We start from the raw sequence: 12,991 nt of genomic DNA, 5'->3' as shown, positions 1-12,991 counted from the left end.
CCCCCGAACCTTCCCCTTCGAACTCGATCATGATCTTTTCCATTCCCCCACCGCCGATCCTCTGGATTCCTTCGAAGCAGCCGCCTCGCGGCCGAAACTCTCCCGCCGGGGCCCGTGTGGCAGTCGAGCTGATCGACCACAAGGGTCCAACAGAGGTCTTACCTGCGAGCGCCCCTGACGGCCCGCCGGCGTCGGTGCTGTTCGGGGCGCTGAATGTGACGTTGATGTACGGCATCTGCAAGCACCTGGGATGCCCGCGTTGTACTCGACGAAGCCACCGTAATAGCCGGCGAGGTTGCCGCTGACCGACTCCGCGAGATCGCCATGGGCGAGGTCCTCCGGACGCGCGTGGGCCGGTCGTTCGGGTTTGGCCGGACTCGGGTCAGTCTGACTGGCGAAGCCGGGAGTCGAGCTCGGCCGCGCGTACCCGCAGGTCGCTCAAGGCCGTTGCGGCGTGAACCGGGAACGGCTGGTCGCCATCCGACACCACCCAGCGCTCGACAGCGATGGAGAACGCCAGCATCCCCACTTCCGCCCCCAGTCGGGCCGTGAGCTCCTCTGTGCCCCGTTCACGCAGCGTGGCACTGATCGACCTCGCGATCAGGGCGTGCTTGAGCAGTCCCCGCTCCTGCACTTCGGTGTTCGCCGCGACCACCAGCACGCGTTTCGCGGCCTTGGCCCGCTGTTGCGGGGTCATCGCGACCTCGGCGGCTGCGAACGCCGCCTGCAGGCACTCGGTGAGCGTGGCATCCGGTGCGGCGGCACGGATGCCGTCGGCGAACAGCCCGGCCAGCACGTCTTGCCCGCCGAAAAGGACCTCCCGCTTGTCGGCGAAGTGCCGGAAGAACGTGGCGCGGTTCAAGCCGGCGCGATCCGCAATCTGCGCGACGGTTGTCTCCTCATACCCGTTCTCCACGAACAGGTCCAGCGCGGCGGTCTCCAGGCGCTCACGCGCGTCCGGTGCCCATCTGCTCACCGTCACAGTCTATGCGAGGCGACCGGGTCGCATGACTCGCGCAGCCGATGATGCGACTGCGTCGCATTAGGTGCTACGGTTGATGCGACCGGATCGCATCGGCTGTCCGGTCGCGGCCTCCACGCCGCGCATCTTCATCAGCTGAAGCACGACCAAGGAGAATCCCCATGCGCATCTTCGTCACCGGCGCTTCCGGCTGGATCGGCTCGGCCGTCGTCCCCGAACTCATCAGCGCCGGCCACCAGGTCCTCGCACTGGCCCGCTCGGACGCCTCCGCCCAAACGGTCGCCGACCTGGGGGCGGAGGTGCTGCGCGGCGACCTGAACGACACCGGCGCGCTGCGCGACGGCGCCCTCGACAGCGACGGCGTCATCCATCTGGCCTTCGTCGTGCCCAGCGTGACCGAGGCCGCGACCCGGACCGACGCCGCGGCCATCCAGACGTTCGCCACCAGTCTCGCCGGCTCCGGCAAGCCCCTGATCGTCTCCGGCGCGACGCTCGTCACACCCGGCCGGCCCTCGACCGAACGCGACGAACTCACCCCCGCCGGGCCAGTCGCCGCCCGCATCACCAACATGCGGGCAGCGCTCGCGGCCGCAGACACGGGCGTGCGCACGTGCCTGGTCATGCTGCCCCGCTCCGTGCACGGCCCAGGAGAACGCCACGGCTTCATCCCGCAGCTCATCACCACCGCCCGGGCCAAGGGCGTCTGCGGCTACCTGGGCGACGGGGCCAGCCGCTGGCCAGCCGTCCACGTGAAGGACGCCGCGCATCTCTATCGGCTGGCCATCGAACAGACTCCCGCCGGAGCGGTACTCAATGCCGTCGGCGACGAAGGCGTTCCCACCCGTGAGATCGCCGAGGCCATCGGGCGGCACCTGAACCTGCCCGCCCGGTCCCTGCCCGCCGAAGAATTCGAGGGGATCTTCGTGCGCCTGCTCGGCACCGACATGCCCGCATCCAGCACCATCACCCAGGATCTCCTGGGCTGGAAGCCCACCCACCCCGGCCTCATCCAGGACATCGAGCAGGGCCACTACTTCGTGTGACCACCGCAGGACGCCAGGCGAGACAACCAGCCGGCCCCGCACGAGCAAGCGAGCCGGATCCGGCCCTGGCCGCACCCTCGACGGCATCGGCGCGATCAGCGGCGGCGGGGGCAACCTGGCCGAAGGCGATCTGCTCCGTCCGAGCCTGGCCGACCCAGCGGTTGTTGCAGCGCGGTGCCCACCGCAGTGCCCAAGCCCTCGAGGGCGACATCAGGGCTCGGATACGCCGGTGGAACGAGGAGCCCCGGCCGTTCGTCTGGACGAAGACGGCCGAGGACATCCCCACCTCACTCGCCTGCTACCTCGGACGAATCGCACCCTCGAGATGGCCGACGAGCTCAAGGCGCTGGACACAACAGCGGTTAGCCGCTTCCTGCCTGATCGCCGTGGATCCACGACGGTCAGGGTGCGCTCAGACGAACGCCATCGGCGGGAACGCTTGCCCCAGAATCTGGGCGGGGTCGGTGCCGAGCACCTTCTCCAGCACCGTCGCGTAGACCGAACGGAAGTCGGTGGTGAACTTCAGGTCGCCGTTGTCCAGGTTGGTCAGCGAGGGCTGTTCGCCGTAGAAGCCGCCGGCCACCGGTTCGCCGACGACGATCACGGGGCCCGCGGTGCCGTGGTCCGTGCCCTGATTCGCGTTGCCCTTCACGCGGCGGCCGAACTCGGAGTAGATGACGGTCACGACGTCCTTGCCGTGCGGGCCGGCCGAGACGGCGTTCTGGAAGTCGACGACGGCTTTGTCGACGTCGGCCCACAGCTGCGAAAGCGACCCCTTCTCAGCCGCGTGGGAGTCGAAGCCGCCGAGGCTCACCGAGTAGACGCGGGTCGGGACGGAGGCGTTGATGCAGGACGCGACGATGTCGAGCTGCCTGGCCAAGGCCGACGGCGTCTGGGCGGCCTGCGACACCTTGTCCGCAGTTTGCAGGGCAGGAGTGAAGGTCCGCGCGACCGTGAACAGGTCCGTGATGTCGCGGGCCGCGTAGGCGGTCATCGCCGCCTCAGCGGACGCGGGCTTGCCGAGATCCTGGAACCCGGTGCCGAACACGCCCTTCGGGAGATCGAACTGGCCCAGCGGCAGCGACGAGCCGGCCGTCTTGGTCCCGCCGAGCAGCGGCGGCAGCGTGCTGCCCACGGAGATCGCTTTCAGGGCCCTGGTCTGGTCGTCGGGCTGGGCGTCGAGCCAACGGCCGAGCCAGCCGGAGCCGGACGGCTCGGCCGGAGAGGCGGTCTGCCAGATGTCCATAGAGACGAAATGGCTGTGGTTGGGCACCGGATAGCCGACGCCGCGCACCACGGCGCACTGCTTCTTCTGCCACATCTGGTGCAGCCCCGTCATCGCCGGGTTGAACCCGAGGCCGTCGCCGAGGTCCAGCACCTCCTTGTCGGTGTAGGCGAGGTCCGGGCGCGCATCTTGATAGGCGGTGTCCGCGTAGGGGATCACGGTATTGAGACCGTCGTTGCCGCCGTAGAGCGTGACGAGTACGAGGACGCCAGCCGTGGCGGGCAACGGTGTGTGCTGCGCCGCAGCGCCGAGTTGGGCCTTCGTGACCGTCGGGCTGCCGAGGGTGCTCGATGTGGCGCCGATCGCGGCTGGGTGGTGCGACGAAGCGGAGCAGGCCGCCGCGAAGGTCCCGCTTCCTAGGACGCCGGACAGTTCGAGGAACCGGCGGCGGGTGACTGTGTCCATGAGGGTCCTTAAAGGGTGTTCAGCTGACCTGGTATTCCGGGGAAATCAATGCGAGGACGAGCAGTTGCCTCGGATCGGCGACGACCTCGCGGAGTGCGGCGGCAGTACGGTCGCTGAAGGCGTCCACGCCGAGGAGATGGGCGACGGTGTCAATGCGCTGCGAGGGCGACGCGGTGGAGACCACCGAGATGTCGCCGCGCCCGACGGCCCATTCGGCGAACAGGAAACGCGTCTGGGCGGCGGCTGTCGTGAGCCAGGCCGTACCCTCGGGCCACCCGCCGACGTTGGGCGGGTCGAACAGGGTCTGGCCGAGGCCGTTCTGAGCGAAAAGCAGCCGCCCGGTGTCCTTCGAGGCCTGCGACGTGTCCAGCTTGATATTCAGCGCCCTGAGAACTCCGACCATGTACTCGATGGGCTGTTTGACCAGGGCGTAGCGGCTGGACGGTCCGCGGAAGACCGGATCGAGGAACAGTGCCCGCAGCAGTGCCGTCACATCCCGGTTCGGGCCGTAGGCGGCTGTCAGGCGGGCGGAGACGTCCGCCGGGATCGGACCGGGGGCGCCGAACCGGTTCCAGAACCGCGCCGCGATGAACCGCGGCGAGGCAGGCTGGGCCAGGATCCAGTCGACGAGCGAGGCGTCGTCGAAGTTGTCGGTGCGGCCGAGGATCGTCTTGGCGCCGCTGTCGTGGAGCTTCGGATCCAGCGCCGATTGGCCGGCCGCATTCACCCGCCAACCGGTCAGGGCACGTGCCGAGGCTCGGACGTCGTCCTCGGTGTAGTTGCCGGCGCCGAGGGTGAACAGCTCCATCAGCTCGCGCGCCAGGTTCTCGTTGGGCGCCTTGACCGTGTTGCCGTAGGCGTCCAGCCAGTTGAGCATCGAGCCGTCGTGGACCATGGCGTGCGCGAGGGCTGCGAAGTCGCCGCCGCCGAGCGAGCGGAAGGTCTGGTTCTGCTGCAGCATGTTCTTGGCGCTGCGGGCCTTTTGGATGGAGGTCGCGAAGTGACCGTGCCAGAAGAACGTCCGTTTCTCGGCCAGGGGCTGGGTCACCTGGGACATCCGGGCCAGCCACCACATGAGGAGGGCGTGGTACTGGTTCTGGCGGACCAGGTTGTTGGCCTTCGTCGTGGCCGCGCTCACCCCGACGCCGGGGTCCTCAGCGATAGCGGGGGGCGGGCTGGCCGCGACGCCCGGGTCGGCACCGACCGGGCCGACGAGCGCCGACACGGTCGCCTCGTACCCGGCGCGGACGGCGGCGTCGATCTCGGACCCCGAAGCTCCGAAGCCGGCCCGGCGCAGGAGGTGCGCGACAGCGGCTCTCGTCTCGTCAATGCTCACGCGAATCAGGATGTTGTGTCGTTTGTAAAGGCCGTATAAATCTGGCAAGTGATTGCCAATAGGCCCCGACCGATCGGTTCCCGGGGTAGGTTGTCGGTTTGATCTCCTCTGGCGAGCAGTGGGCGCGGCCGGCGTCGTTGACCGGACCGGTGGCCATGACTGTCTTTCGGAAGGAGGTCTCACGCGTTCCGCCTCATGGCGAAAGCGCCAGCGCACTCCACCGACCACCGGCGCTGATGCGGACAGGGCACTCAACCAGGCTCGCGGCTGCGCCTGCGGCGTGTGCCGACCTATCAGCCCACATGTCGGAGGTGACCAGAACATGTATAGGTCGCCCACTATCCACGCCACAGACAATCGGTGCGACGAGGCCAGCTGCTCGACTCTCCTGAATCGCTTTATCGTCACGGAGATTCATCAAGCACTGCCTACTGGCCTCGGCGTTCTTTGCCGGAGAACGGGCTGAACATGCTGCGGTCATCCCACAGTCTGACGTCATTCACAGGCAGGCCGCTCGAGGCAGTAGCCGTGCCAACATTTCGTCGGCGCCTATCCGCGCCAGGGCGGTCCGGCACTGTCGCCGGCGATGCTAGCGCTGGTCAGCGTGCTGCAATACGCCGAGCGGTTGACCGAGCGTGAGGTCGACGAAGTCCGCACCGGGATCAGTCAGCGCTGAGAAGTCCTCCACCCCGATCGACGACGTCGGATGCAACCGATGATGCCGGCGGATCTGGTTCATCGTCACCGCGACCAGCCAGAACCGGAACACGTTTTCGTCCCGGAGCCCAGACAATCCCCGCACAACGCGCAGCATCGACTCCTGCACGACTTCATCAACGTCAGCCCGCCCCGGCAATGCCTGGCCCACGATGTTGTGGACAAGAGGCAAGGGGCCGGCCGACCAAGTCCTCCAGTGTTTCCTGAGAACCGCCCCGAGCCGCCACGACCAGCTCCGGCTCAACCGTCAGGTTGTAAATCCTCGCACTCCATCCACCAGGTCTGGCGTCGCCGTTCATGATGGGAGACTCCGCTGGAGCACCTGGTTGCAGAAATCTGCGCGCTGTTTTCGGCACGGTTCGGGGACGCCGGCGGTCCCGCGGCCTGTCCGCAGGACCGCCGGCGTAGGTGACTAAGGCAGGTTCCACTTCTGGTTGGTGCCGCTGTTGCAGTCCCAGATCTCCAGCTGGGTGCCGGACCCGCCGAAGCCGGTGTCGTCCAGGCATCGGCCGGACTGGGGGTTGATCAGGGAACCGTCGGTCTGCGCCCGCCATTGCTGGGCACTGGTTCCGTTGCAGGTGTACAACTGCACCAGGGTGCCGTTGGCGGTGGCGCCGAAGTGGACGTCGAGGCACTTGCCGAGGGACTGCACAGTGCCGTCGGACGCGACCGTCCACTGCTGGCCGTTGCCGCCGTTGCAGGTGTAGACCTCTACGGGGGTGTCGTTGGCTGCGCTGCCGCCGCGCGCGTCGACGCACAGTCCGGCGTATCCGGTGATGGGACCGGCGTGCGCGACGGCTGACAGGCCGGCGATCTGTGGGGTGGCGCCCGAGGCCGCCTGGTAGCGCAGGTAGCGGTAGGAGGCGGTGGGGAACGTGACCGTCGTGGTCGTGGCGGAAGAGGCACTTTGGCCGGCCAGCGTGCTCCACGTGCTGTTGTCGTTGGAGCCCTGGATGCTGTACGCGGTCGTGGAGCCGTCTGAGACAACCTGCACATGGGTCAGCGGGGTGGCGGTGCCGAGGTCGACGGTCAGGTTCGCGCCGGGGGCAGTAGCGTGCCAGGCGGTGGCGGGGTTGCCGTCGACGGCGGCTGCTGCCGGGTAGCTGGGGTCGGCGCTGGAGGCGGTCGCGGTCTTGCACTGCGCGGCATCCGGCGAGCCGGCCGGACGACGGGTCGCCATCGTCAGAGTCGAACCGCTGGCCACTGTCTGGACTGTACCGCCGGCGATGCTCACCGGCATCGGGGATCCCGCGGTCAGGGTGAGCGTCGTTCCGGTCTGGCCGATCGCCAGGTCGTAGGTGCGGCCCTGCCACTGCAGGCCGGTCAGGTTCAGGCCCGGCAGTTGCGGCGGCAGCGAGGGGTCGAGCTGCAGGGAGTTCTGGTTCCAGCGCAGCCCGGTGAATCCGTACTCGAACTCCTGAAGGAACCCCCCGGCGCCAGTGGTGAAGTCGAACGCTCCTCCCCCGCGCGTCTCGGTGAACTGGTCGAACGGTGCGCGCATGAACGGGTTGATACTGCGCTGCAGATAGGTGTAACTATCGCACCGGCTGCTCGCAAGGGCGGAGGAGTCGATGCCGTCGATGGCGTCGGTCATCGACGGCCCGTTGAGATCGGTGCGCGCGCCGTAGTAGTCGAGGTCGTTCTGGGCGACCGTGGAGGACATAGGCACGCCCCACGGGTACTGGAGCATGGTGACGTCGGCCTGCTTGACCGTCTGACCGCTGTAGCCGTCGAATTCCAGGTGGTGCTGGCCGGCCGCGTCGAACGGGACCGACAACCCGGCCGCGACCGCGGCCCAGTTCGCGTCAGGCGTGTTGCCGGTGATCTGAGCAGCCTGCACCGCGATCTGGAGGGTCTTCTGGGCCGCGGCGTTGGTGTAGGCGCTGTCGTTGACGTTGTCCTGGTACTCGTCCGGGCCCATCACGTTGAGGATCTGGTAGCCGCCGCTGCCGTTGGGCACTGCGCGCGAGGCCCAGTACTTGGCGGCGTCCCGCAATACCGGCCACGCACTGTTCGCGAGCCAGGAGGTGTCGCCGGTGGCCAGGTAGTACTGCCACTGGGCCAGCGCGACGTCGGCCGTGATGTGGATCTCGTCGCAGAACTCGCCGGGACCGAGGTAGGTGTCCTTCCCGGTCAGGGCGCTCTCCCAGGGGAAGCGTGCGCCGCTGATCGTCTGTCCGGACGGCGCGCAGATGGAGGTGTTCTGCTCGGCCTGCTTGAGGAGTCGCTGCCGATACGCGTCGATGCCGGCGGCGATATCCGGATGCCCGGCCAGCAGCGCCGGGTACATCCAGGTCTCCATGTCCCAGAACACGTGTCCCTTGTAGCCGTCCGCAGACAGCCCGCCGGGCGTGGTGCTCCAGGACACCCCGGCCCTGACGCTTTCCAGCAGGTAGAACATGCTCGCCCGGATCTGCCCGGTCAGGGCGTCGTCGCCGGGCACGGAGATGTCGGCGGACCACAGGGTCGACCAGGCCTGGTTGTTGCGGGCGGTGACCCGGGCCGCGCCGAGGCTCGCCGCGGCGGTGGCCGCGCTCAGCGCGTAGGCCTGCGGAGTGGCGGCGGACAGACCGCGGTCCGTGTCGTCGCTCGCGGCGATCCCGACGTATTTGGTCGCGGTGTACGTCGTGCCGGACTGCACCGTCAACGACGTGCTCTGCGCGGGGTAGCCGGCCGCGACGGCCGTGGTCGTCGTCGCCGAGCCGCCGACGCGCAGCACCGAGGCGATCGAGGCATTCACGCCGGTGCCGTCGGCCAGCACGTTCTCGGTGAGCGTTCCGCTCGCGCCGTCGACGGAGGGCGAGGCGGCGGTGGCGTAGTTCAGGCCGCGCCCGTCGAGCGCGTCGACGACCGTCGCCGTGCCCGACCAGTGCGGGGTGGCGGCCATGGTGACCATGCCGACGTGGCCGTCGCCGCGGTCGGCGTTGACCGTGTAGGTGAAGTCGGTGACCTTTCCCGACGGCGCCGTCCAGGTGAACGACGTGGTCAGCGTGCCGGTGCCCATGTCGAGCTTCTGGCTGTAGTTGGACTTCGTGCCCTGCTGCAGCTGCGCGACGACGGTCGGCGGGGTGCCCGAGACGGGGTAGGCCGCGACGGTGTCGATGGTGACCTGACCGGTGTCGCCCGGCGCCACCGTGACGGCGAAGGCGTTCGTTCCGGCGACCAGAGTCGCCGGAACGGTCACCGTGCCCCAGGTGCCCCACTGGCCGGTAGACGGAAGGGTGATCTGCTGGAGCGCACCGCCGTTGACCCTGTAGGAGACGGTCCCGCTGCCGGAGTTTCCGTTCGCGTATCTGACGCGGACGCTGGCCGCCCCGGCGCCGGCTTGCGTGATCGGAACGGTGACGGTGGCGCCGACGGGGCCGAGCCCGTCGATGAACGCGTCACTGGTTGAGCCTCGGCTGGCGTCGTGGGCGACTATGGCGCCGCCGGACAGCTGCCCGGCCGCGGCTTCGCAGGCCTCGTCGAACACGCAGACGGGCAGGTTGCCGAAGCCGTCGGCTCCGCTGACGAAGCCCAGAGTGGTCCAGGTCGGCAGGTTGGCACGACGCTCGGGCCAGTTGCCCGCCCCGGCCGGAGTCGCGTAGAACCCGGCCAGCTCGGACTGCGTGTAGGTGGATTGGAACGGGCTGAATCCCGTGCCCTCGGCCGGCACCCGCGCTGCGAGGTATCCGTTGCCGATGAACGTCGGCGCGTAGTTTGCCGAGGAATCCGTGGTCGACAACACCCACGGCCCGCCCGCCGCCGCCGCGACAGCGGCGGGCGACGCCACGGCCGTCTGCAGCACCGGTGCCGCAGCCGTGATCGTCACCGCGAGGACGACCGCCGCACCGGTCACGGCCACGGCTCGGCTCGGGCCGCGCCTGTCCCTGCTAGCTCTTCGCCAACCTGTCATGTCGGACTTCCTTTTTCAGATGCCCACGAGGGTTTCATCCGCGTGATCACGGGCTTGCGTTCCTGGGCTGGCTCGGTGCGCGCCAGCCGCGCACACCGAGCCAGCTTCGTTCGACTACCGTTGCCGCTCCTGTCAATCAGGGCAGGATCCAGCGCTGGTTGGCACCTCCATGGCAGCCGTAGATGATCAGCTGGGTGCCGGAGCCGCCGGAGTCGGCGTCGTCCAGGCACCTGCCGGAAGCCGGGTTGACCAGTTCGCCGTTCGGCTGGGGCTGCCAGTCCTGGGCACCGATCCCCTTGCAGGTGACCAGATCCACGCGTGTGAGATCAGTCGTGCCGCCGCCGACCACGTCCAAGCACTTGCCGAACGCCCGCAGCGTGCCGTCGGGCTCGGTGGTCCACTTCTGGGCGATGGTGCCGTTGCAGGTGACGACCTGCACCGGTGTGCCGTCGGCACTGTTGGCGTTATGCACGTCCACGCACAGTCCTTGGTATCCGGTGACCTGGCCGGTCCTGGCCGCGGCAGACGTCCACACCTGATTCGCGCCGCCCGTGCAGTCCCAGATCTCGACCTGGGTGCCGGCGCCACCGAAGCCGGTGTCGTCGAGGCACCTGCCCGAGGCCGGGTTGTCCAGCGAACCGTCCGCTCGCGACGTCCAGTTCTGCGCGCCGGAGCCGTTGCAGGCGGCCAGGTCCACCTTCGTTCCGGCGGCGGTGCCGGCACCCGCCACGTCCAGGCACTTGCCGTCGGCCTGGATCGTGCCGTTCGGCTGCTCGGTCCACTGCTGGGCGCCGGTCCCGTTGCAGGTGAACACGCCCACCTTGGTGCCGTCGGTGTTGTTGTCGGCGTTGAGGTCCAGGCACAGCCCCAGGTATCCGACGAGCGGTGTCGCGGCGATCCCGGCGGTGGCCGGCACCACGGTCCAGGTGAACGAGGTCGTCGCCTGCGCGCCGTTGCCGTCCTTGGCGGTCACGGTCACCGTGCTGGTGCCCGCCGTCGTCGGCGTCCCGGTGATCAGGCCGGTCGAGGAGATCGACGTTCCAGTGGGCAGTCCGGTCGCGGTGAAGGCAGGTATCTGCCCGGAGGTGGAGTCCGCGGCGCTCGCCCGGACGGATACCGCTGTCCCGGCCGGCCCCTCCTGCGGGCCCGGGCCCGTCATCGTCACCGGCTGGCCGAGCTGGGCGGCGGTGACGGAGAGCGTGCCGGCCAGCGGGAGCGCTGCGGCGGAGTCAGCATCGCCCACCGCGATGCCGTAGCCGCCGGTGCTGGTGGCCCAGCGGTTCGTGCCCGTGGTCCAGTACCGCAGATTCTGTTCGGTCAGCGGGAAGCTGACGGTCTGGCTTTGTCCGGGCCGCAGGTCTACGCGCGCGAAGCCCTCAAGCTGGCGCGGCGGCTGGCCGGAGGCGGCCGGGTCGGTGACGTACAGCTGCGCGACGTCCGCGCCGGCGCGCGAGCCGGTGTTGGTGACCGTCGCGGTCACCGTCGCCGCCCCGCCCTGGATCAGCGGGCTGATGTGCAGGTCGCTGAAGGCGAACGACGTGTACGACAAGCCGAACCCGAAGGGGAACAGCGGGGTCAGGCCCCGGCTGTCGTACCAGCGGTAGCCGACGTCCACGCCCTCGGAGTACTGGACGGTGCCGTTCTGGCCCGGCCACTGCGCGGCCGTGTTCGCCGGGACCTGCGCGAGCGAGGTCGGGAAGGTGACCGGCAGATGCCCGGACGGGTTGGACTTCCCGAACAGGACGTCCGCGATCGCCGTGCCGTCGCCCTGGCCGGGATACCAGGCCTCGACGACGCCCTTGACCGAGGACAGCCAAGGCATCGTGACCGCGGAGCCGGAGTTCAGCACGACGACGGTGTTCGGATTGGCGGCGGCCACGGCGGAGATCAACGCGTTGTCCGCGCTGGCGAGGTTGATGTCGCCCAGGTCCGGGCCCTCAGACTCGAACTTGCTGACGAAGACCACCGCGACGTTCGCCGCTGCCGCGGCGGAAGCGGCCGAGCTGGTCGATGTGCCGTTGTCGTACGTCACTCTCACACCGGCGGCGGCAGCCGCGGCGATGCCTTGGAGGGGATCGACGGTTCCGCTGGGGATGACCCTGGCACTTCCCCCACCGCTGAACAGCGGACTGTCGTGGGCGTCCGCGCCGATCACGGCGATCGAGGTGTCGGCGGAGCCCAGGGGCAGGACACCGCCGGAGTTCTTCAACAGCACCGTGCCCTCCTCGGCCAGCCGCGTCGCGGCCGCCTGATTCCCGGCGCTGGTCGCGGGCTGGTCCGGGGAGCCGGCCGGCGACTTGTCGAACAGTCCGAAGGCGAACATCTGGGTGAGGATCTGGGAGGTGAGCGTGTCCACCGTGGCCTTGGTGACCGACCCGCCGTTGACCGCGTCGATCAGCGCGCTGCCGTAGTAGCCGTCGTTACCGGGCATGTCCTGGTTCAGACCCGCGTTCGCGGACAGGGCCGTCGAGTGCGTGGCACCCCAGTCGGAGGTGACGAAGCCGCCGAACCCGAACTGCTGCCGCAGGACCGTGCTGAGCAGGTACGGGTTCTGGCACGCGAAGGTGCCGTTGACCGTGCTGTAGGAGCACATCACCGAGGAGGCTGCGCCCTGTTGCACGGCCGTCTGGAACGCGGGGAGGTAGATCTCCTGCAACGCCTGCGTGCCGACGATCGCGTTGTCCGACGCGCTGTTGCGATAAGTCTCCTGGTTGTAGACCGCCAGGTGCTTGACCTGCGCCATGACACCGGTCGACTGCACGCCCCGGATGTCGGCCGCGCCCATCTGACCGTTGAGATACGGGTCCTCGCCGACGGTCTCGAAAGAGCGGCCCCAGCGCGGGTCGCGGACGATGTTGATGGTCGGACCCAGGTCTATCGTGGTGCCCTTGGCGGCCTGCTCGGCACCGATGACCTGGCCGTAGTTCTGCTCGGCCGAGGTGTCGAAGGTCGCCGCGATGTCGACCGGTGCGGGCAGTTGCGTGACGGCTCCCAACTTGTCGCCGACCCCGGCCGGACCGTCCTCCAGGTTCACCGCGGGGATGCACAGCGAACCGATCGCCGTCGTGGCTCCGACATACCTCGAGGGCACACCGTTCATCACCTGGACTTCCTGGGCGAGCGTCATCCGCGACATCAGCTGGCTGACCCGCTGCGGGATCGGCGCGCTCGAACCCACCCATGGGCACGCGGTCGAGACCGCCGTGGCGGCCGGCGTCCCGACGGCCGTGACGGCCAGACCGGCCGAGGCGGAGATCAATGTCAGTGCACAGAGGCGTGCTGTCTGGGCGCGGAAGCCTCGACACGGCTTGTCGGGGCGGGGCGGGGT

General features: G+C 69.0%; 8 protein-coding genes. 1 reads left to right on the top strand and 7 read right to left on the bottom strand.

The window, feature by feature from the left end:
* Both GWK61_RS57680 and GWK61_RS46050 read right to left on the bottom strand, forming a co-directional pair.
* The coding region (locus GWK61_RS57680; protein WP_228564057.1) for a hypothetical protein at positions 1-235 on the bottom strand (235 nt) is incomplete at its 3' end.
* A gap of 147 nt (positions 236-382) precedes the next feature.
* A complete protein-coding gene (locus GWK61_RS46050; RefSeq protein WP_194919143.1) occupies positions 383-976 on the bottom strand; it encodes a TetR/AcrR family transcriptional regulator in 594 nt (197 codons plus the stop codon).
* 167 nt (positions 977-1,143) lie between these two features.
* Here GWK61_RS46050 and GWK61_RS46045 point away from each other — a divergent pair, with 167 nt between their 5' ends.
* Positions 1,144-2,025, top strand: a complete 882-nt coding sequence (locus GWK61_RS46045; protein WP_194919140.1) for an SDR family oxidoreductase — start codon at positions 1,144-1,146, stop codon at positions 2,023-2,025.
* A 412-nt stretch (positions 2,026-2,437) separates the two neighbouring features.
* Here GWK61_RS46045 and GWK61_RS46040 read toward each other — a convergent pair whose 3' ends face one another.
* From GWK61_RS46040 to GWK61_RS46020, 5 genes are all read right to left on the bottom strand, one after another.
* The gene (locus GWK61_RS46040; RefSeq protein WP_194919139.1) at positions 2,438-3,715 is read right to left on the bottom strand and encodes a DUF1501 domain-containing protein; all 1,278 of its coding nucleotides are present in this window, start codon (positions 3,713-3,715) and stop codon (positions 2,438-2,440) included.
* A gap of 19 nt (positions 3,716-3,734) precedes the next feature.
* The gene (locus tag GWK61_RS46035; RefSeq protein WP_323748058.1) at positions 3,735-5,051 is read right to left on the bottom strand and encodes a DUF1800 domain-containing protein; all 1,317 of its coding nucleotides are present in this window, start codon (positions 5,049-5,051) and stop codon (positions 3,735-3,737) included.
* A gap of 589 nt (positions 5,052-5,640) precedes the next feature.
* The gene (locus GWK61_RS46030) at positions 5,641-5,940 is read right to left on the bottom strand and encodes a sigma-70 family RNA polymerase sigma factor (protein WP_228564058.1); all 300 of its coding nucleotides are present in this window, start codon (positions 5,938-5,940) and stop codon (positions 5,641-5,643) included.
* A gap of 240 nt (positions 5,941-6,180) precedes the next feature.
* Positions 6,181-9,663 carry a ricin-type beta-trefoil lectin domain protein gene (locus GWK61_RS46025; RefSeq protein ID WP_194919132.1) on the bottom strand — a complete coding sequence of 1,161 codons (3,483 nt, stop codon included), beginning with the start codon at positions 9,661-9,663 and terminating at the stop codon, positions 6,181-6,183.
* A gap of 136 nt (positions 9,664-9,799) precedes the next feature.
* Positions 9,800-12,922 carry a glycoside hydrolase family 3 C-terminal domain-containing protein gene (locus tag GWK61_RS46020; protein WP_228564056.1) on the bottom strand — a complete coding sequence of 1,041 codons (3,123 nt, stop codon included), beginning with the start codon at positions 12,920-12,922 and terminating at the stop codon, positions 9,800-9,802.
* Between the last annotated feature and the right edge of the window lie 69 nt (positions 12,923-12,991).

Origin of the sequence: Catenulispora rubra (assembly GCF_015356825.1) — a bacterium.
Taxonomy (GTDB): domain Bacteria; phylum Actinomycetota; class Actinomycetes; order Streptomycetales; family Catenulisporaceae; genus Catenulispora; species Catenulispora rubra.
Note: the sequence above shows the minus strand (reverse complement) of the source record. Positions and strands in the feature narration are given on the sequence as shown.